The organism is Streptomyces sp. NPDC059256 (genome assembly GCF_042753785.1).
GTDB lineage: Bacteria > Actinomycetota > Actinomycetes > Streptomycetales > Streptomycetaceae > Streptomyces.
This window is the reverse complement of record NZ_JBHYZO010000009.1, coordinates 186,491-206,811: the sequence shown is the minus strand read 5'-3', so window position 1 is coordinate 206,811 and position 20,321 is coordinate 186,491. Positions and strand designations below refer to the sequence as shown.

The following is a 20,321-nucleotide window of genomic DNA, read 5'->3' as shown; positions in this document are numbered from 1 at the left end:
GGCGGATACTCCTGAGTTTGACCGCCGTTGTTCCGGCGCCAGGACCGCCGCCCTGGCCGAATGCCTCGAAGCTGAGGAGAAACGCATGGTGATGATGACCGACCGAACCGGTGCAAGAAGAAGTTCGACGTCCGGCTCGGTACGGGTCGCCTGGGGGGTTCTGGGAGGGCTGCTCCTGATCTGGGATGTCTTCGAGGTGGTGAAGCACACCGGCTGGGTGATTCCGGCCGCCGCACTGGGCGCGGTACTCCCCGACCTGTCGCGCATCGCCGGGTTGGGGCAGGAGCACCAACCGGGCCAACTCCCCCGCAGAGCTGTGCCGTTGTACAACCTGCTGCACCAGCCGTTGATCCCGTTCGCCATCATGGTCGTCTTCTCGTTCCTCGGCGATGCGCCCGAGGACATCGCGGCGCCCTTCACGTTCGGCATGTCGTGGCTGACCAACATCGCCATCGCCCGGGCGATGGGCTTCGGCCAGCGCACCGCCGACGGCTGGGTGCGCTGACGGCGCACCCGGCAGCACACGCGCGCCGGCTCATGTCCGAGGCCGACCCGGCAGCGGACTCAGGCCCGCACCCCTTTCGGGTGCGGGCCTGTTCTCGTGGGCTCGAGTGCGGGCCTGTTGTCATGGGCGCGGACGGTGGGACGGCACAGAGGGGTGGAGGGGTAGAGGGTGGGGGCCGCGGCCGAGCGATCCAGTCGCTCTTAATCCGGGCACAAGCCACCACTGGGACGCTCGCCTGACAGGGGCGCAGTCCCCGTTCGTCTACCGAATCCCGTGGAGGCCACACGATGGACACCGCCTCGCCGACCTCGGCCCCGGTCGAGTCACCGACCGAGACCGAAACCGAGCTCGCATACCCCTTCCCGCGCCCCTCCGCGGTCGAGGTACCGCCCGTCTACCAGAAGCTGCGCGGCGAGTGCCCGGTGGCCAAGGTCAGGTTGCCCAGCGGCGACGACGGCTATGTTGTCAGCCGGTACGACGACGTGCGTACCGTCCTGTCGGACCTGCGGTTCAGCCGGGCGGCGATGCTCGCCGAGGGCGCTCCGCGGCTGACGGCCGCCCCGCCCATGGGCGGCAGCCTGTTCACCATGGACCCGCCCGAGCACACCCGACTGCGCAAGCTGGTGTCGCGCGAGTTCACCGCGCGCCGGGTGCACAACCTGCGTCCGCGCATCCAGGAGATGACGGACGAGCTGCTGGACCAGATGGAGAAGCTCGCCCCGCCCGTCGATCTCAATCCTGCCTTCGCCTTCCCGCTGCCGGTGATGGTCATCTGCGAGCTGCTGGGCGTTCCCTTCGAGGACCGTGACCGCTTCCGCGGCTGGTCCGACGCATTCGTCTCGCTCACCTCGCACACGGCCGAAGAGGTGATGGAACAGCGGATGTCGATGGTGCAGTACCTCGGCGAGCTGGTGCAGCGCAAGCGTGAGGAGCCCTCGGACGATCTGATGGGTGCGCTGGTGTCCGTCCACGACGAGGACGGCGAGCGGCTCAGCGAGATCGAGCTGATCACCATGGGGATCACCCTGCTGGTGGCGGGGCACGAGACCACCGTCAGCATGATCGGCACCTGTGTTCTGACCCTGCTGCGCCACCCGGAGTACCTGGCGGCGCTGCGCGCGAACCCGGAGACGATCGACCATGTCGTGGAGGAGTTGCTGCGGCTCAACCCCATCGGTGACGGAGGACCGTTCCGCATCACCCTGGAGGACGTGGAGATAGCGGACACCACCATTCCCGCGGGCAGTGGTGTGATCGCCGCGGTCTGCTCGGCGAACCAGGACCCGGACCGCTTCGGTGCCACGCCCGGTGACTTCGACCCGTCCCGACCCACGGCCAGCTCCCATCTCGCGTTCGGCCACGGCGCCCACTTCTGCCTCGGCGCGGCCCTCGCGCGGGCCGAGCTCCAGATCGCGATCTCCTCGCTGATCAAGAGGTTCCCGAACCTGGCGCTCGCGGACGACGTGAGCAATCTAAAGATGACCAGCGGAATGATGGTCCACGCGCTGAGCGCCATGCCGGTCACCTGGTGACGTGGAGCCGTTGAACGCCGCTGCCCGGGTCCCTTCGGCGGGGACCCGGGCAGCGGTGTGTCGTACGGCGTCAGACGCGGGGGCTCGGGCTTTGGGAGACCTTGCGGGCAACGATGGGGCCGGGCTGCTGGACCTGGAAGTAGGCCCGGGCCAGTACCCGGTGTTGGAGCGCCCGGTTGCCGTCGACGACACGGTAGAGCGCCCGGCGCAGCGCACCCCCGAACTTGCCGTCGAGCGCGAACAGCTTCTCCTGGCGCAGTTGGAGCCCGCGGGAGCGGCGCACCGCCTCCTCCCGGACGCGCTGGAACTCAGCCGCGGCCGTCGTCAGCTCGGCCGTGGACCCGCCGGCGGCGAAGGCGCCCTCCACCAGGGGCGCCAGGGTGACGGCGTCGATGATGGCGTGGTTGACGCCCTGTCCCAGGATCGGGGTGAGTGTGTGCGCGGCGTCGCCCATCAGGACCAGACCGGGCATCGACCAGCGGGGCACCACGGTGGTGAAGATGTCGAGCATGGAGGTCTCCGACCAGCTGCGCACCTGGCTGCGGACGGTGTCCGACAGTTCGGGGGCGAGTCGGTCGAGTCGTTCGTGGAGTGCTGAGAGGCCCTGCGCGCGCAGGTCGCGCAGACCACCCTTGGGGATGTTGAGGCCGACGCGCACGCTGTCGGGATGCGTGGGGATGAACAGTCCGTGCTCGCCGCCTCGGATGCGGATGCGATAGGTGTTGCTGTCCCATTCGACGGGGAAGGGGAGCCGCATCCAGATGACGTCCCGGTCCAACGGGAGCTTTTCGTAAGGGAGGCCGGACATCTCGCGGACCTTGCTGAACCGGCCGTCGGCAGCCACCGTCAGCGCGGCATTGACGGTGATCTCACCGCGGGGGGTACGGGCGCGCACACCGGTCACGGCGCCGTTCTCGCCGTTCTCGCGCAGCAGCCCCACGACCGTGGCCGACTGCAACAGGGTGAACCCCTCGTGCTCCCGGCCTGCGGCGGCGAGCGCGGACAGCAGCGCGGGCTGCGGGAGTTCCACCGGGTAGGGGTGGGGGTAGTGGTAGTCGGAGAAGTCGGTCCGCATCACGGTGTGACCGGAGTCGATGATCTCCATGTGGTGCATCTGGGCGTACTCGCCGTCGAGCCGGTCGAGCAGCCCCAACTGGTCGAGCAGCCATACCGAGTCGGGTGAGACCGACTCGCCGCGGAACGACCGGTTGAAGTGCCCGCTCTGCTCCAGTACCACCACGGAAACGGAGCGTTTGGCCAGCTCCATGGCGAGCGTGAGCCCGGCCGGCCCTCCTCCGACCACGCACACCTGTGCGGTCAGCGCTGCTGTCATCGTATTGCTGCCTCTCCAGCGGGAGTCATGGTCGGCCGATCGTCGAATGGGGGGCTAAAGCTCTCCTTGCGGACGAACGGCCACGGCGCCTGTTCACTCGCCGGGGCTGACGGGTGCGTGGATCGACTCGACGCGGGCCTTCAGCGCGTCCGTCAGCGCGGTGAAGCCGCGCTCCGACGGATTGATGATCGACCCGGACAGGGGGACCAGGAATCCGCTGAAGACCTCGCTCTGGAGGACCTGGGTGCCCTGGTGCTGAGCACTCAGCTCAAAGGTGTGGACACCGTCGAAGACACCCGGCACTCCGAGCCTGCCGCGCCAGCGCAGCAGCCGCCCGGGCCGGCTCTCCAGCACGGTCGGGGTGAACGTCATCTCCCGTCCGTTGTCCGGCAGTCGAAGCCGCAGGGTGAGTCGGGCACCGGGCACCGGCCGCCCCTCGGCCGCGATCAGGAAGGGGTTCCACTCGGGGAACCGTGCGAAGTCGGTGAGCACGCCCCACACCTGGTCGGGGGTGGCGGCAATGTGGACGGCGGACGAGATGCGACGCATGGGAGCCCTTTCCGGAGCGGGTGGTACGAGCGAATGCGATGCGGACATCGGTGCGGACATCGGCGCCGGCGCCCGAGCAGACGTTCGTGCAGACGTTCGTGCGAATTGACTGTGCAGGTGCCAGGGGCGGTTGGCAGTGCAGGTGCCCCGAGCGGTTGACGGTGCAGGTGGCTGGGCCGTTGGCAGTGCAGATGGCTGTGCGCAGGTCCGAGCGGCGGCTCGGCGGGATCGCGGTGCCGGCCGTTGGCCATCCCCCGGTCACGTTTGCTGCATCCGATCGGAGGACGGCACCGGGAGCGCCCTTCCCCAGGGACGCTACCTGCGCGCCGATGCCTGCGCCGCCCCCGGAACGCGTCGCTACAGCGATCCCTTAGAACCAACCCCCAGCCTCTCCCTGGCCGCTTCAGTGGAACTCCAGTGGCTTGCCGGACGATGGACGCTGCGCGGGCCGTATGCGCTCCGCCCATCGGTAGCGAGTTCCCTACGAGCCGTCCGCGCGCCCCTTTCGTCCCCACCCCCTCCTCCGTGCCGGCCCCGGTGGTCGGTCCGATGGAAGGAAGGAAGCCATGTTCTCCGCTCTGGGCTCGGCCCTCCACCGCCGAAGGGTCGCCGTACTCTTACTGGCGCTCCTGGTCACCGTGCTGGCCACCGCCTACGGCGGCAGCGTCTCCGAGAAGCTCTCCAACGGTCTGTCCGACTACGACGACCCGGGTGGCGGCAATGTCGTGGCGCGCGAGACGATCGCGAAGGCCACCGGCGTCGACCCGCAGCAGGGCTATCTGCTGCTGGTGCGCACCGACGAGTCCTTGAAGCCCGGTGCCGCCCCGCCGGCGGCCGTGAAGGCCGCGGGCGAGCTGCTGCGCTCCCGCTCCGAGGTCAAGGACGTCATCGACTACTCGTCCGCCGCAGGCACCGGGCTGATCTCCAAGGACGGGCGCAGCACGGTGGTGGTCGGCGCCGTCCGCACGATGGAGTACCAGGAGAGCGTGGACGCCGAGAAGGCCATCCAGGAGGCCATCAAGGACGATCCCGTGCTGAAGGACCGCACCTGGCTGGGTGGTTCCACCCCCGGGCATGTGCAGGTGGCGAAGGTGTCCGACGAGGACGTGTCCAATGCGGAGCTGATCGCGGCACCCATCATCCTGGTGGTGCTCTTCCTGGTCTTCCGTGGGCTGGTGGCAGCGTTCGTACCGCTGCTGGGCGGCTTTGTCTCGCTGCTGCTGACCATGGCGGGCCTGCGGCTGACCACCGACTTCATGAACGTCTCCGCCGGCGCGATGAGCCTGTCGTTCGCCCTGGGGCTCGGTCTGTCGATCGACTTCGGGCTGCTGATCGTCTCGCGGTTCCGCGATGAGTTGGCCGCCGACAAGGATCGGGGGGAGGCGCTTCGACTGACGGTCGCCACCGCCGGCCGGACGGTGTTGTTCAGTGCTCTGACCGTGGCCGCGGCCCTGGCCGCGCTGACCGCGTTCCCCCATCCCTATCTGCGTTCGATGGGCCTGGCCGGTGTGATCACCGTACTGTCCGCCGCACTGTTCGCACTGGTGGGACTGCCGGCGCTGCTCGCCGTGCTCGGTCACCGCATCAACTCGCTGGCCCCGCGCCGCTGGCAGCGCTCCGCTGGCACGGCTGCCGCGACCGAGGGCCGTTGGCACCGGATGGCCTCGGCGGTGATGCGGCGCCCCGGCATCTTCGCCGTGGTGGCCACCGCGATCCTGCTGCTCATCGCCTCCCCGCTCGCCGGGGTGCGCTTCACCGGTGTGGACCCCGCCCTCCTGCCGAAGGAGACCAGCGCAGGCCAGGTGGCCGCGGTCCTGGAGAAGGAGTACGACGACGCGGGTACCGCACCGCTCCAGATCGTGCTGGCCACCGGTGACTCCGCGCCCGACAACTCCCGGCTGAACGACTATGTCGCACGGATCAAGGACGTGCCCGGGGTGGAAGCCGTGGCGGCGCCCTTCAAGCTGGACGACCGGCACTGGGAGATCGACGCCGTGGTGGCGGGCAACCCGCTCGACGACACGGCACAGGAGTCCGTCGACGCCGTACAGGACCTGAAGGCGCCCTACTCCGCCGCCTACACCGGCGTCACCGCCGACTTCCTGGCGCAGCGTTCGACGATCGGTGACAGTCTGCCGCTCGCCGCCGCCATCCTGGCGGGAGTCACCCTGCTGTTGCTGTTCGCGTTCTCCGGTGCCGTGGTGCTGCCGCTGATGGCACTGGTGATGAACCTGCTGTCGACCGGTGCCGCCTTTGGATTCCTGGTCTGGGTGTTCCAGGACGGCAACCTCGGCTTCTCGCCGCAGAACGGTCTGGAGGCCACCACTCCGCTGTTGGTCTTCGCCCTCGCCTTCGGTCTGTCGACGGACTACAACGTCTTCCTGCTGAGTCGGATCAAGGAGGCCCGGGCGCAGGGCATGGACGATCGGGCCGCGGTGGCGTACGGGCTGTCGCGCACCGGATCCATCGTGACCTCCGCCGCCGTGTTGTTCTGTGTGCCCGTGGGTGCGCTGGCGCTGTCCCGACTGGTGTTCATCCAGGAGTTGGGGCTCGGTGCCGCCTTCGCCGTACTGCTGGACGCAACGCTGGTCCGGGCGCTGTTGGTGCCCTCGCTGATGGCGCTGCTCGGTGCTGCCGCATGGTGGGCGCCGGCGCCGTTGCGCAAGCTCCACCAGGCTGTCTTCCCGCACCGCTCGAAGAGCGAATCCCCCGTCGTCAGCGACGAGTCCGAGCCGCGCGAGCCTGTGGCCGCTCCTGTCGGCTGAGGCACGGATGACGTGCCGTCATGGGACGGCATAAGAGTCCATGGGTTGGTGCGCAAGAGTCCAAACGGGGCTCTTGCGCACCGTGCGTCCCAGCGGCCAGGGTCCTTCACGAGGTCGAGATGACCGGCAGCGCACCATCAGCTCTCGTGGAGGCTCGATGAACGACGCAGCACCTTTCCCCACCGAGGGGAACCACCTCGAAACCCCGGGCGAGCTGCCCGACGCCACCGCGGGCGGCCCCGACGGCCCGCCGAGCCGTCGCTCCGTGCTGCGGACCTCGGCGGGAGTCGCCGGTGCGGGAATCGCCTTCGGCGCCCTGGGGACCGGGACGGCCGCTGCTGCGGCAGCGGCCGAAGGCGCCGGGGCAGCAGGCACGGCTGAGACGACCGGGACACCCACCCGTACGGGCCGCACCATGGTGGGCGTACCGTTCGAGCGCCGCAGCACGGTCCGAGTGGGGATCATCGGTCTCGGCAACCGCGGCAGCAGCATGATCGACCTCTTCCTCGCCCTGCCCGGCGTCCAGGTGCGGGCGTTGTGCGACCCGGTGCGGGCCAAGACGGAACGGGCCGCGGCCAAGGTGCTGGCGGCCGGCCAGCCGGCCCCGGCCGTCTACTCCCACGGCGAGGAGGACTACGAGAACCTCTGTCGCCGCGGCGATCTCGACCTCGTCTATGTGGCGACCCCTTGGGAAGCCCACTTCGGGATGGCGAAGTCGGCGCTGTTGAACGGCAAGCACGTCGGTGTGGAGTGTCCCGTCGCCATGCGCCTCGACGAGCTGTGGGAGCTCGTCGATCTGTCCGAGCGCACCCGACGGCACTGCATGCAGCTGGAGAACTGCTGCTACGGCAGGAACGAGATGCGGGTGCTGCGCATGGCGCACGCGGGCAAGTTCGGCGAGTTGCTGCACGCCGCGGGCGCCTACAACCACGACCTGCGCCAGTTGATGTTCGACCCGGACTACTACGAGGGTCCCTGGCGGCGGCAGTGGCACACCCGGTTGCGCGGCGACCTCTACCCCAACCACGGCTTCGGCCCGGTGGCCAACTACCTGGACGTCAACCGCGGCGACCGGGTGGTGAGCATCTCCAGCTTCGGGACCCCCGCGCTGGGCCTCGCGGAGTACCGCGAGGCGAACATGCCGGCGGGTGACCCGAGTTGGAAGGAGTCGTACATCAGCAGCGATCGGACGATCAGCATGCTCCGCACGGCTCGGGGGCGGGTGATCCGGTTGGAGCACGACGTGTCCACTCCGCACCCCTACAGCCGCATCAACAGCCTCGGCGGCACCAAGGGCGTCTTCGAGGACTATCCCGCGCGCATCTACGTCGAGCCCGATCACACCAACCACCAGTGGGGCAGCTTCGCTCGGTACGCCGACTGGGACCACTGGCTGTGGAAGGAGCACTCCAGCCCGCCCGGCGGTCACGGCGGCATGGACTACATCATGATCTTTCGTCTGATGCAGTGCATGCAGCTGGGTCTGGTGCCCGACTTCGACGTGTACGACGCGGCCACCTGGACGGCTCCCGTACCGCTCAGTCACACCTCGATCCGGGCCAAGGGCACACCACTGCCTATTCCCGACTTCACGCGCGGGGAGTGGAAGAAGCCTCGCACCGGTGTGGATTCGGTCAAACCTTCGAGCTGATCCGATGGGTCAACACACTCCGTAGGCAGGGGGAGATCGCCTACGTATCGGCCCAGTCGTCGAGTGGACCCGGTGCTTCCGCGCACCGGGTTCTGGCGTGTTCTGTCCTGTCAGTTAATGAACGAGTTTGCCTATTGGGCGTCAGTACGGCGAGCCTTGCCGCGTGCACCAACCTCGACTTGTGCTGGGACGTCATGCAAATTCGCGACCTTCCGTATCTTGACCCAGGTGACCCAGACGTCCGGTCCGGAACCCGCTTGTTGATCTGGCTCGGCCGTCGCCAGTGGCGCGGCCAACTCGCCGGCCTCGGCTGGGCGTTGGTCAACCAACTGGGCGTGGCCGCACTGCCGTTGGGCGTGGGCCTCGCCGTCCAGGCCGTGGTGGACGGCTCCGGGACACGACTGGCGTACGCCAGCGGACTGCTCCTCCTGCTGGGCGTGGTCATCGCGCTCGGTGACACCATGGTCCACCGGGCGACCATCACCAACTGGACCACTGCCGCCGCCCGCATCCAACAGTTGCTCTCCCGCAGCACGGCAGAGCTCGGCTCCCTGCTCACCCGCCGTGTTCCGGCCGGTGAAGTGGTGGCGATCTCGACCGCGGACGCGGAGAAGATCGGTTGGTTCGTCGAAGCGCTCTCACGATTCGCCGCGGCGGCCATCGCCCTCCTCGCCATCGGCACCGGACTGACCCTCTACCAACCCTCCCTCGGCATCATCGTGGCGATCGGCCTGCCCGTGCTGGCAGTGGCCGTACTGCCCCTGCTGCCCATAGCCACCCGTCGGGCGGACCACCAACGCGAAAAGGCCGGTTACGCAACGGAGTTGGCCGCAGACACCGTCGCCGGGCTGCGGGTGCTGCGTGGCATCGGCGGCGAAGACCTCTTCCTCAGCCGCTACCGCAGGGCCTCCCAGGACGTCCGCGGCGCCTCGGTCCGCAGTGCCAGCATGTGGGCCCTGATCTCGGCGATCCAAGTCCTCCTCCCCGGCGCCCTCCTGTTGACGGTCGTCGTGTACGGGGCGCAATTGGCCCTGGACGGACACATCGCCGTCGGTGAACTGATCACCGTCTACAGCGCCGTTCTGCTCACCGCCCATCCACTGCGCAACTTCGCGGAGATGGCCATGGCCTACTCCTACTCCAAGCCATCGGCCGAGAGGGCGGCGCGGGTGTTGGCGCTGCGCCGCACCGTCGACGCCGCCCCGGCATCGGCGGCCCCCGTAGAATCCGACCCTTCGGAACGCCCCCTCGGCGGCGACCTCCACGATCCCGTCAGCGGGATCCTCGCCGCAGAGGGCCTTTTGACCGCCGTCGTCTGCGGCGACCCAGACCTCGCCGGAAGGCTCGCCGAACGACTCGGCGGGCATCCGGCCACCGATGACACCAACGATTCCGTACTGCTCGGCGGAGCGGCCCTGGATGGGCTGCCGCTCCTTCGCGCCCGTACGAACGTCCTGGTCCAGGACAAGGAGCCGGTACTGCTGTCCGGCACCCTGCGGGAACTGCTCGACGTGCCCTCGTCCGGCCGGGTGTCCGCCGCCGCCGCGCTCGAAGCCGCCCACTGCGCCGATGCCCTCGCCGCCCTCGCCCTCGCCGGCGGGGACACCGGTGAGGACCCCATGGAGGCACGCATCACCGAACGCGGCAGATCCCTCTCCGGGGGACAGCGCCAACGGCTCGCGCTCGCGCGGTCCCTGGTGGCCGACCCCGAGGTGCTCGTCCTGGACGAGCCGACGTCAGCCGTCGACTCCCACACCGAGTCCCGGGTCGCGGCCGGCATCAAACGCCTGCGCGCCGGGCGCACCACCGTGGTCTTCGCTTCCTCACCACTCCTGCTCGACCTCGCCGACCGCGTGGTCCTGGTGGACGAGGGCCAGGCGGTGGCGTGCGGCACCCACCGTGAACTCCTGCGCAGCGAGCCGCGCTATCGGGCCGTGGTCACCCGGGAGACACAGGACGAGATCGAACAACGACTGGCCGCGATGGGCACCGACGGCTTCACCGCGGCGGCGATGAAGAAGCGCACCGGCAAGATCCGCGGGCCGCTCGACACCGGTCCGTCGCCGCAGCACCGCGCCTACGGGGGGAACGAGGAATCCAGATGACCGATACGACCGATACGACCGGAGCGACGATCTTCCGGCCGGTGCCGCCGGAGTTCGACCCGGCAGCACCGGAGTCGGCGGCAACCCTCCCGGTCGCCGGCCGTACGACGGTACGGGCGTACGGCCGGCGCATGCTGCGGAGGCACCGACGGGCCTTCGGCGCCCTGGTCCTCTTCAACACCCTCGCCGTGATCGCCTCCATGGTGGGCCCCTATCTGCTGGGCTCCGCCGTGCAGAAGCTGACGGACGGGGTGCGGGAGCTCCCCTTGACGCGCACGATCGCCCTGTTCGCCGTCGCGTTGGTGATCCAGGCCGTCTTCGTCCGGATGATGCAACTGCGCGGCGCGATGCTCGGGGAGGAGATGCTCGCCGATCTGCGCGAGGACTTCCTCGTACGGTCCGTGCGCCTGCCTCCGGGAGTGCTGGAGCGCGCCGGTACCGGTGATCTGCTCTCCCGCATCACCACCGACATCGACCGGCTCTCCAACGCCATGCGGGAGGCCGTTCCGCAACTCGCCATCGGCGCGGTGTGGGCGGCGGTGCTGATCGGCGGCCTCGCCGTGACCGCACCTCCGCTGGCCCTCGCCGTGGTGGTGGCGGCACCCCTGTTGATCGTCACCTGCCGCTGGTACTTCCGTCGGGCACCCGCCGCCTACCGCTCCGAAGCCGCCGGGTACGGCGCGGTCACCGCCGCACTCACCGAGACCGTCCAGGCGGGTCGCACGGTGGAGGCGCACCGCCTCGGCGCCCGCCGGGTCGCCCTCTCCGACCAGCGGATCAAGGAGTGGACGGCGTGGGAGCGCCATACGCTCCATCTGCGCTCGGTGCTCTTCCCGGTGATCACCCTGACCCACACCACGGTCCTGGTGTCCGTCTTGCTGATCGGCGGCAGCCTGGCCCTCCAGGGCTGGCTCACCATCGGCCAGCTGACGACGGGCGCACTCCTGGCACAGATGCTGGTCGACCCGGTCTCGCTGGTGCTGCGCTGGTACGACGAGCTCCAGGTGGCCCAGGTCTCCCTGGCCCGGTTGGTCGGGGTGCGGGAGATCGAACCGGACGCGGGTGACGGCGCGGTTCGACCCGACGGGCGCGCCGTACAGGCACACGGGGTGCACTTCGGCTATCGCGAGGGGGTGGACGTCCTGCGCGAGGTGTCCTTGTCGGTCACCCCGGGTACGCGGCTCGCCCTGGTGGGTCCATCGGGCGCGGGCAAGTCGACCCTGGGTCGGCTGCTCGCGGGCATCTACGCCCCGCGCAAGGGCAGTGTCTCCCTCGGTGATGCGGAGCTGTCCCGGATGACCGCCGAGCGGGTGCGCGAGCACGTGGCCCTGGTCAATCAGGAGCACCATGTCTTCGTGGGCTCGCTCCGGGACAATCTGCTGCTCGCACGGTCCGACGCGGACGAGTCAGAACTGTGGGCGGCGCTCTCCGCGGTCGACGCGGACGGCTGGGCGAGCACGCTGGAGGAGCGGCTCGACACGGTGGTCGGCTCCGGTGGCCTCGCGTTGACTCCGGCGCAGGCGCAGCAGATAGCGCTGGCCCGACTGGTGCTGGCCGATCCGCACACCCTCGTCCTGGACGAGGCGACCTCGCTGCTGGACCCACGGGCCGCCCGTGACCTGGAGCGGTCGCTCTCCCGTGTGCTGGAGGGCCGTACGGTCGTCGCGATCGCCCACCGACTCCACACCGCCCATGACGCGGATGTGATCGCGGTGGTGGAGGAGGGCAGGATCAGCGAGCTGGGCAGCCATGACGAGCTGGTGGCGGCCGATGGTGCGTACGCCGCGCTCTGGCGGTCCTGGCACGGCTGACCGCCGACGCCGCTGGGCACGGACGTGATCATGGGGGGCCGCTCGGACACCGGGCGGTCCCTCCACGCTTGTGGGCCGGGTCAAGCTCCGAGCCGACGGGCCGCAGGATCACCCCCGCGGGCGACCGGCACGGCCACGGTCGTACCGGAGCGCCCCCGGTCGGCGTCAGATCACATTGAGCGCCGCTGCCCCGCCCACTCCCCCGAGCAGCATGAACGCGGGCATCAACACCTTCAGCTCCACCCAACTGCCCGCCCGGAACCGCATCGCCTTCGGCGGTCCGATCGGATACCAGCGCTTCCGGCCCAGCGGGATCGGCCACAGGATGGGGCAACCCGAGACGGTCAGTGCGTCGCCGATGCAATGCACGAGGGCACCGAGCACGATGGGCAGCCCGAGCCAGAGGTATTCCTGCCCGGGGGCACTGAACAACCAGTCCGCGCCGTTGCCGGGCTTGTCCAGCAGCCCTGCCAGGATCCATGCGCTCGTGGCCCCGAGCAGCCACACCAGAACATCGCTGGAGACCCGGGCCGCGCGCCACAGCAGGCCCTCGACCGCCAGCACCAGATGGACGAAGAGCAGTCCCAGAACGGCCCAGCGGCCCCCGGTGACCGCCAGCGCAGAGGCACCTCCACCGATCATCACCGCCCAGAGCCAGGTGTGGGTCAGGGTGCGGTGACCGCCGGTCCTGCGCTTGTCACCCGGCTTCTTCGTCGCCTGGTAGACGGCGAACGAGAGTTTGTCGACGATCTCGCACAGACCGCGGGATATCGGTCCGAAGGCCCGGGATATCGTCGCCGCCTTATGGTCCAGATCGGGAGCGAGTGCCGCTCCCGCGCAGATCAGCGCGCCGACGACGAGCACGGGCCAGGGCATCGGATGCCCCGCTGCGGCGGTCGCCGCGCCCACCCCCAGCCACGCCGCGGCTCCCGACAGTGAGTGCGCAGGCCCCATCATGATCTTTTCCCCGCCCCCGCCGCTCGCGCGCCGTTCCCACCGCCGCAGCGACCATCGCTCCTGCTGGTCAAGCCCAGTTGACTGGTCAGCGTATCGTTCGTGATCTTCCGTCCACCGGCCGGTTCCCTCATCGGGGCGGAAGCCAGGCAAGATGGGGGCGTGACCCTTATCGATCAGCTGCCGCCGGATGCCGACCCCGATGCCCTCTTCGAGACCTTCTCCTCGTGGGCCGAAGAGCGGGGCATCACGCTCTATCCGGCGCAGGAGGAAGCGCTGATCGAGGTGGTGTCCGGGGCGAACGTGATCCTCTCCACCCCCACGGGCTCGGGAAAGAGCCTGGTGGCGGCCGGAGCGCACTTCACTGCCCTGGCCAAGGACGAGGTCACCTTCTACACGGCGCCGATCAAGGCCCTGGTGTCGGAGAAGTTCTTCGACCTGTGCAAGATCTTCGGCACCGAGAACGTGGGCATGCTCACGGGCGACGCATCGGTGAACGCTGACGCACCGGTGATCTGCTGCACCGCCGAGGTGCTGGCCTCCATCGCCCTGCGCGACGGCAAGGACGCCGACATCGGCCAGGTGGTGATGGACGAGTTCCACTTCTATGCCGAGCCGGACCGCGGGTGGGCGTGGCAGATCCCCCTGCTGGAACTGCCCCAGGCACAGTTCATCCTGATGTCCGCCACCCTCGGTGACGTTTCCCGCTTCGAACAGGACCTCACCCGCCGTACCGGCCGTCCCATCGCGGTCGTGCGCTCGGCCACCCGACCGGTTCCGCTGTCGTACGAGTACCGGCGCACACCGATCACCGAGACGTTGACGGAACTGCTGGAAACCCGTCAGGCACCCGTCTACATCGTCCACTTCACCCAGGCGGCGGCCGTGGAGCGGGCGCAGTCCCTGATGAGCATCAACATGTGTTCGCGGGAGGAGAAGGAACAGATCGCCGACTTGATCGGCAGTTTCCGCTTCACCACGAAGTTCGGTCGCAACCTCTCGCGCTATGTACGGCACGGCATCGGCGTCCATCACGCCGGCATGCTCCCCAAGTACCGACGGCTGGTGGAGAAGCTCGCCCAGGCGGGGCTGCTGAAGGTGATCTGCGGCACGGACACGCTCGGCGTCGGGGTCAACGTCCCCATTCGCACGGTGCTGTTCACCGCGCTGACCAAGTACGACGGCACTCGGGTCCGCACCCTGCGGGCGCGCGAGTTCCACCAGATCGCCGGCCGCGCCGGCCGGGCGGGATTCGATACGGCGGGATTCGTCGTCGCCCAGGCACCCGAGCACGTCATCGAGAACGAGAAGGCGCTCTCCAAGGCGGGCGACGACCCCAAGAAGCGCCGCAAGGTCGTCCGGAAGAAGGCCCCCGACGGCTTCGTCGCCTGGTCCGACACCACCTTCGAGAAGCTCATCGATTCCGATCCGGAGCCGCTGACCTCACGCTTCCGGGTCACTCACACCATGCTCCTGTCCGTGATCGCCCGCCCCGGCAACGCCTTCGAAGCGATGCGCCGGCTCCTTGAGGACAACCACGAGCCGCGCCGCAACCAGCTGCGCCACATCCGGCGGGCCATCGCGATCTACCGCTCGCTGCTGGACGGCGGTGTGGTCGAGCGGCTCGACGAGCCGGACGAGCAGGGGCGGATCGTTCGGCTGACGGTCGACCTCCAGCAGAACTTCGCGCTGAACCAGCCGCTCTCCACCTTCGCGCTCGCCGCCTTCGAACTTCTGGACCCCGAGTCGCCCTCGTACGCGTTGGACATGGTCTCCGTGGTGGAGTCCACCCTGGACGATCCGCGCCAGATCCTGGCCGCGCAGCAGAACAAGGCGCGCGGCGAGGCGGTCGCGCTGATGAAGGCCGACGGCGTGGAGTACGAGGAGCGCATGGAACGGCTCCAGGAGGTGACCTACCCCAAGCCGCTGGAAGAGCTGCTGTGGCACGCGTACGACGTCTACCGCAAGAGTCACCCCTGGGTGGGTGACCACCCGGTGTCCCCGAAGTCCGTCATCCGGGACATGTACGAGCGGGCGCTGTCATTCACCGAGTTCACCTCCTTCTATGAACTCGCCCGCACCGAGGGCATCGTGCTGCGCTATCTCGCGGGCGCCTTCAAGGCCCTGGAACACACCATCCCGGACGACCTCAAGTCCGAGGACCTGGAGGACCTGACGGCTTGGCTCGGCGAGATGGTGCGCCAGGTGGACTCCAGTCTGCTCGACGAGTGGGAGCAGTTGGCCAACCCCGAGGTGGAGACCGCCGAGGAGGCCCAGGAGAAGGCCGATCAGGTCCGTCCCGTCACCGCGAACGCCCGTGCCTTCCGGGTGCTGGTGCGCAATGCGATGTTCCGCCGGGTGGAGCTGGCCGCCCTCGACAAGGTCGCCGAACTGGGCGAGTTGGACGCCGAATCGGGCTGGGGCGAGGACGCCTGGGGCCAGGCGATGGACGCGTACTGGGACGAGTACGAGGACCTCGGCACCGGCCCCGACGCCCGTGGGCCCAAGCTGCTCCTGATCGAGGAGGACGAACAGCACGGGCTGTGGCGCGTCCGGCAGATCTTCGCCGACCCGAACGGCGATCATGACTGGGGCATCAGCGCGGAGGTCGATCTGGCGGCCTCCGACGAGGAGGGCCGGGCGATCGTCCGGGTCACCTCGGTGGGTCAGCTCTGACCCGTCCCGACGGCACCTGACGAAGGAGAGCCCCCGATGACCAATGCGGCCGAGCGCCTGGTTGATCTGCTCGATCTGGAGCGGATCGAGGTGAACATCTTCCGCGGGCTGAGTCCGAACGAGTCCCTGCAACGGGTCTTCGGCGGGCAGGTGGCCGGTCAGGCGCTGGTCGCCGCGGGGCGCACCACGGACGGCGAGCGCCCGGTGCACTCGCTGCACGCCTACTTTCTGCGGCCGGGGCGACCCGGTGTGCCCATCGTCTACCAGGTGGAACGGGTGCGGGACGGTCGGTCGTTCACCACGCGCCGGGTCACCGCCGTGCAGGAAGGACGGACGATCTTCAACCTGACTGCGTCCTTCCACCGCCCGGAGGAGGGCGGCATCGAGCACCAGCTACCGCCGCGGCTGGAGTTCCCCGACCCGGAGACCCTGCCGACCCTGCCCGACGAGATCCGCGCCCATCTGGGTGAGCTGCCGGAGGCGCTGGAGCGGATGGCACGACGCCAGCCGTTCGACATCCGCTATGTGGAGCGGCTGCGCTGGACACCGGAGGAGATCGAGGAGAAGCGCACGGACCCCAGGAGCGCCGTGTGGATGCGCGCGGTGGGCCCGTTGGGGGACGATCCGCTGGTCCACACCTGCGCGCTGACGTACGCGAGCGATATGACCCTGCTGGATGCGGTCCGCATTCCGGTGGAGCCGCTCTGGGGTCAGCGGGGCTTTGACATGGCATCGCTGGATCATGCGATGTGGTTTCACCGGCCGTTCCGCGCCGATGAGTGGTTCCTCTATGACCAGGAGTCCCCGATCTCCACGGGCGGCCGGGGGTTGGCGCGTGGACGGATCTACGATCGGGAAGGCAGGCTGCTGGTGTCCGTCGTGCAGGAGGGCCTGTTCCGCACTTGGGGCGGCTCAGCCGCCAGCAAAGGAGATCAACGATGACAACGATGCATGACATTCCCGTGAACACGCTCGCCGGGGAGTCGACCTCGCTCGGCGCCTACCGGGGCCAGGCGGTCCTGGTGGTGAACGTGGCGTCGAAGTGTGGTCTCACACCTCAGTACGCCGGGTTGGAACGTCTTCAGAAGAGCTACGCCGACCAGGGCTTCACGGTGGTCGGCGTACCGTGCAACCAGTTCGCCGGCCAGGAGCCGGGCAGTGCGGAGGAGATCCAGACTTTCTGCTCGACGACGTACGGCGTCAGCTTCCCGATGTTGGAGAAGGTCGACGTCAACGGCGATGGGCGGCACCCGCTGTACACGGAGTTGACGAAGGCGGCGGACGCGGAAGGCGCGGCCGGGGACGTCCAGTGGAACTTCGAGAAGTTCCTGCTCAACGGGGATGGTGAGGTGGTGGCCCGCATCCGGCCGAGGACCGAGCCGGAGGCCCCTGAGGTGGTTGCCGCCATTGAGGGTCTCCTCAAGTCCTGATGGTCGACGGCTGAGGACGGCCGAGCGCGGAGAGCGGCCCGCGATGGCGACCAGCGGGCGGCAGATGGGAGCGACGTCCGGTGGGGCGGTGGCAGGACGCGCCGCCCCACCGGCCACTGTCCCCTCGCCCGGGTCGCCGCTCCCGCCAACCGGACCGGCTCGGTGTCGCGTACCTCCAACGGGCTTGACGAGCGTCCTTGTTGACCCGCGCCGCAGCTCAGCGGATCGGTACCCCGGCCAGTGTTCGGGCGATGACCAACCGTTGGATCTCGCTGGTCCCCTCGAAGATCGTGTAGATCGCGGCGTCCCGGTGCATGCGTTCCACCGGGTACTCGCGGGTGAAGCCGTTGCCGCCGAGGATCTGGATGGACCGGGCGGTGACCTCCTGGGCCGTCTCGCTCGCGTACAGCTTGGACATCGACCCTTCGGCCGAGGTGAACGGCCGGCCGGTCGCGGCCATCCAGGACGCGCGCCACACCAGGAGCCTGGCCGCGTCGATCCTGGTGCGCATGTCGGCGAGTTGGAAGGCGATGCCCTGGTTGTCGATGATGGGGCGGCCGAACTGGTGACGGGTCTTAGCGTAGTCGAGGGCGACTTCGTAGGCGGCCCTGGCGGTGCCCACGGCCATGGCTCCCACCGCCGGACGCGATGCCTCGAAGGTGGCCATCGCCGCATTCTTGACGCGCTCGTCGTTCGTGGCCGCCCGTTCGCGCGCTCGTGCGAGGCGCTCGTCCAGCTTCTCCTTGCCGCCGAGGAGGCACTCACCGGGGACGCGTACGTCGTCGAGGACCACTTCGGCGGTGTGGGAGGCGCGGATGCCGTGCTTCTGGAACTTCTGCCCCTGGGTCAGCCCCTGGGCGCCGGGCGGGACGATGAACGAGGCGTGCCCCTTGGAGCCGAGCGCGGGGTCAACCACCGCGACGACGACGTGCACATGGGCGATACCGCCGTTGGTGGCCCAACTCTTGGTGCCGTTGAGGACCCATTCGTCCGTGGACTCGTCGTAGACGGCTCGGGTGCGCATCGCGGCGACGTCGGATCCGGCGTCCGGCTCCGACGAGCAGAAGGCGGCGAGTCTGACGTCGGCCGCGTCGCCGTACATCTGGGGTATCCAGGTGCCGATCTGCTCGTCGGTCCCGTTGGCGAGGACACCGACGGCGGCGAGTCCGGTTCCGACGATGGAGAGGGCGATGCCCGCGTCGCCCCAGAAGAGTTCCTCCATGGCCAGGGGTATTCCGAGGCCCGTCGGGTCAAGGTGCTGCTGGGCGTAGAAGTCGAGGGAGTAGATCCCCACTTTGGCCGCTTCCTGGATGATCGGCCAGGGCGTCTCCTCGCGCTCGTCCCATTCGGCCGCTGCGGGACGCATCACCTGGGACGCGAAGCCGTGCAACCAGTCGCGGACCTGCTTCTGATCGTCGTTGAGCTCCAAGGTGAACCCGGTCATGTCCCCTCCAACGCTCCCAGCCAACCTGGATGTTACCTCTGGTAACAGCAGTCTGTTACCGGTTGGTAGAGCGTGTCAACCGCCGATGGACCGGGCCGCCCGGGGGAGCTTCGAGGTGTTAGCTTTCGCAGGCGTCACGCAATCGCTCGGGCGGGGAGATACACGCATGGAGACCACACAGCAGTCCTCCGACCAGGATCGGCCGGCACAACAGCGGCGCCGGGAACTACTGGAGGCGGCGGACCGGGTGGTGCTCCGGGACGGCCCCCATGCATCGATGAACGCGATCGCAGCGGAGGCCGGCATCACCAAGCCCATCCTGTACCGGCACTTCGGGGACAAGGGCGGCCTCTACCGGGCACTGGCCAAGCGTCACACCGACGCCCTGCTCACCTCGCTGCGGGCGGCCCTCGACGCGCCGGCCGAGCGACGGGAGCGGGTCGAGGCGACGCTGGACACCTATCTGGCCGCGATCGAGATGCGACCCCAGGTCTACCGCTTTCTGATGCATCCTGCGGAGGACACCCAGATCCCCGAGGGCGGCTTCGACGTGGGCCGCCACTCGGTGCCCCTGCTGCGGAGGTTGGGCGAGGAGCTGGCGGAGGTCATCCACGAGCGGGTCGAACTCGGGCCGGACGGCGAGCGGCTGGCCCGGGTGTGGGGGCACGGCATCGTCGGGATGATGCACGCGGCCGGTGACTGGTGGCTCGGCGAACGCCCCTGCTCCCGGGCGGAATTGGTCCGCTGCCTCGCGGACCTGTTGTGGGGCAGGCTCGCCGCGGTGGCCGACCGCGCGGGCGGCCCGGGGTTCTGAGCCGACCGCGTCCATGGGTGTCGGGAGCGACAGCGCCCCGGCCACGGGCATCGGGACGCGCACAGGACCGTCTCGCGTGGCCGGGTCAAGAGCCCCGCGACTCAATGCACCTAGGGCAAGGGCGGCTGCGGCGGCAGTGCCGCCGGGGCCCACGGCGCCCGTCGCACCGAACGCAACAACCGTTTCCGACGCCACCCCGTGACCCGGTCCGCGTACACCACGCCTTCCAGATGGTCGCACTCGTGCTGGAGGCAGCGGGCGAAGAAGCCCGTGCCCTCCACGCGTACCGGGGCACCGTCCCAGGTCACCCCCTCCACCACGGCGAGGTCGTGGCGCTCGGTGCCCGCTTCGAGCCCCGGTAGCGACAGACAGCCCTCCGGCCCGCGGAACGTCATGCCGTCCACCGTCACGAGCGTCGGATTGACGACATGTCCGAGATGGCGTACATCGTCATCGTCGGGGCAGTCATACACGAACACCCGCAGTCCGAGCCCCACCTGATTCGCCGCAAGTCCCACTCCGCGGGCCGCGTACATCGTGGCGAACATGTCCTCGACGAGCCCCTTCAGCTCCGGACCGAAGTCGGTGACACTCTCGCAGGGCGTGTGCAACACCGGATCGCCGATGAGACTCATCGGCCTCACACGTCCGGTACTGCCGGGGATCAGCCGTTTTCGCATGGCGGTAAGCGTACGTTCGGCAGGAGTCGGCCCCATAACCGGCGGTGCCGAGGTAGGGCCGCCCGGTCGGAC

General features: G+C 69.1%; 15 protein-coding genes. 10 read left to right on the top strand and 5 right to left on the bottom strand.

Annotated features, from left to right (window positions below):
• Positions 1–85: 85 nt before the first annotated feature.
• Both ACFXJL_RS21590 and ACFXJL_RS21585 read left to right on the top strand, forming a co-directional pair.
• Positions 86–505 (top strand): hypothetical protein, encoded by a 420-nt coding sequence (locus tag ACFXJL_RS21590; RefSeq protein WP_358879874.1) that lies wholly within the window; start codon positions 86–88, stop codon positions 503–505.
• 287 nt (positions 506–792) lie between these two features.
• A complete protein-coding gene (locus tag ACFXJL_RS21585; RefSeq protein WP_358879873.1) occupies positions 793–2,037 on the top strand; it encodes a cytochrome P450 in 1,245 nt (414 codons plus the stop codon).
• Between the two features lie 70 nt (positions 2,038–2,107).
• On the opposite strand, the gene ACFXJL_RS21580 is transcribed toward ACFXJL_RS21585, so the two are convergent.
• Positions 2,108–3,370, bottom strand: a complete 1,263-nt coding sequence (locus tag ACFXJL_RS21580) for an FAD-dependent oxidoreductase (protein ID WP_384694715.1) — start codon at positions 3,368–3,370, stop codon at positions 2,108–2,110.
• Between the two features lie 93 nt (positions 3,371–3,463).
• Positions 3,464–3,919, bottom strand: a complete 456-nt coding sequence (locus tag ACFXJL_RS21575) for an SRPBCC domain-containing protein (RefSeq protein WP_329015136.1) — start codon at positions 3,917–3,919, stop codon at positions 3,464–3,466.
• A gap of 566 nt (positions 3,920–4,485) precedes the next feature.
• On the opposite strand from ACFXJL_RS21575, the gene ACFXJL_RS21570 reads away from it, so the two are divergent.
• The 4 genes from ACFXJL_RS21570 to ACFXJL_RS21555 all read left to right on the top strand — a co-directional run bounded on the left by ACFXJL_RS21570 (position 4,486) and on the right by ACFXJL_RS21555 (position 12,251).
• Positions 4,486–6,684, top strand: a complete 2,199-nt coding sequence (locus ACFXJL_RS21570; RefSeq protein ID WP_358879871.1) for an efflux RND transporter permease subunit — start codon at positions 4,486–4,488, stop codon at positions 6,682–6,684.
• A gap of 157 nt (positions 6,685–6,841) precedes the next feature.
• Positions 6,842–8,335 carry a Gfo/Idh/MocA family protein gene (locus ACFXJL_RS21565; RefSeq protein ID WP_384636880.1) on the top strand — a complete coding sequence of 498 codons (1,494 nt, stop codon included), beginning with the start codon at positions 6,842–6,844 and terminating at the stop codon, positions 8,333–8,335.
• Between the two features lie 194 nt (positions 8,336–8,529).
• Positions 8,530–10,440: an ABC transporter transmembrane domain-containing protein gene (locus ACFXJL_RS21560; protein WP_384694710.1), complete on the top strand. Its 1,911-nt coding sequence runs from the start codon at positions 8,530–8,532 to the stop codon at positions 10,438–10,440.
• On the top strand, positions 10,437–12,251 hold the full coding sequence (locus ACFXJL_RS21555) for an ABC transporter ATP-binding protein (RefSeq protein ID WP_358879868.1): 1,815 nt from the start codon (positions 10,437–10,439) through the stop codon (positions 12,249–12,251). Before ACFXJL_RS21560 ends, ACFXJL_RS21555 begins: the two co-directional genes overlap by 4 nt.
• Before the next feature lie 165 nt (positions 12,252–12,416).
• Here ACFXJL_RS21555 and ACFXJL_RS21550 read toward each other — a convergent pair whose 3' ends face one another.
• Positions 12,417–13,208 (bottom strand): metal-dependent hydrolase, encoded by a 792-nt coding sequence (locus ACFXJL_RS21550; RefSeq protein WP_329015152.1) that lies wholly within the window; start codon positions 13,206–13,208, stop codon positions 12,417–12,419.
• 99 nt (positions 13,209–13,307) lie between these two features.
• Here ACFXJL_RS21550 and ACFXJL_RS21545 point away from each other — a divergent pair, with 99 nt between their 5' ends.
• From ACFXJL_RS21545 to ACFXJL_RS21535, 3 genes are read left to right on the top strand one after another with little or no spacing between them, the layout of a single operon-like run.
• A complete protein-coding gene (locus ACFXJL_RS21545; RefSeq protein WP_384694706.1) occupies positions 13,308–15,881 on the top strand; it encodes a DEAD/DEAH box helicase in 2,574 nt (857 codons plus the stop codon).
• Positions 15,882–15,917: 36 nt separating this feature from the next.
• Positions 15,918–16,823: an acyl-CoA thioesterase gene (locus ACFXJL_RS21540; RefSeq protein ID WP_384636890.1), complete on the top strand. Its 906-nt coding sequence runs from the start codon at positions 15,918–15,920 to the stop codon at positions 16,821–16,823.
• Entirely contained in the window at positions 16,820–17,311 is a 492-nt protein-coding gene (locus ACFXJL_RS21535; RefSeq protein ID WP_384694703.1) for a glutathione peroxidase, read from the top strand. Before ACFXJL_RS21540 ends, ACFXJL_RS21535 begins: the two co-directional genes overlap by 4 nt.
• A gap of 217 nt (positions 17,312–17,528) precedes the next feature.
• Here ACFXJL_RS21535 and ACFXJL_RS21530 read toward each other — a convergent pair whose 3' ends face one another.
• A complete protein-coding gene (locus tag ACFXJL_RS21530) occupies positions 17,529–18,755 on the bottom strand; it encodes an acyl-CoA dehydrogenase family protein (RefSeq protein ID WP_358879864.1) in 1,227 nt (408 codons plus the stop codon).
• Positions 18,756–18,921: 166 nt separating this feature from the next.
• On the opposite strand from ACFXJL_RS21530, the gene ACFXJL_RS21525 reads away from it, so the two are divergent.
• Entirely contained in the window at positions 18,922–19,569 is a 648-nt protein-coding gene (locus ACFXJL_RS21525; RefSeq protein ID WP_358879863.1) for a TetR family transcriptional regulator, read from the top strand.
• Between the two features lie 110 nt (positions 19,570–19,679).
• Here the strand turns inward: ACFXJL_RS21525 and def are convergent, their stop codons facing one another.
• Positions 19,680–20,249 (bottom strand): peptide deformylase, encoded by a 570-nt coding sequence (gene def / locus ACFXJL_RS21520; protein WP_384636896.1) that lies wholly within the window; start codon positions 20,247–20,249, stop codon positions 19,680–19,682.
• Positions 20,250–20,321 lie beyond the last annotated feature (72 nt).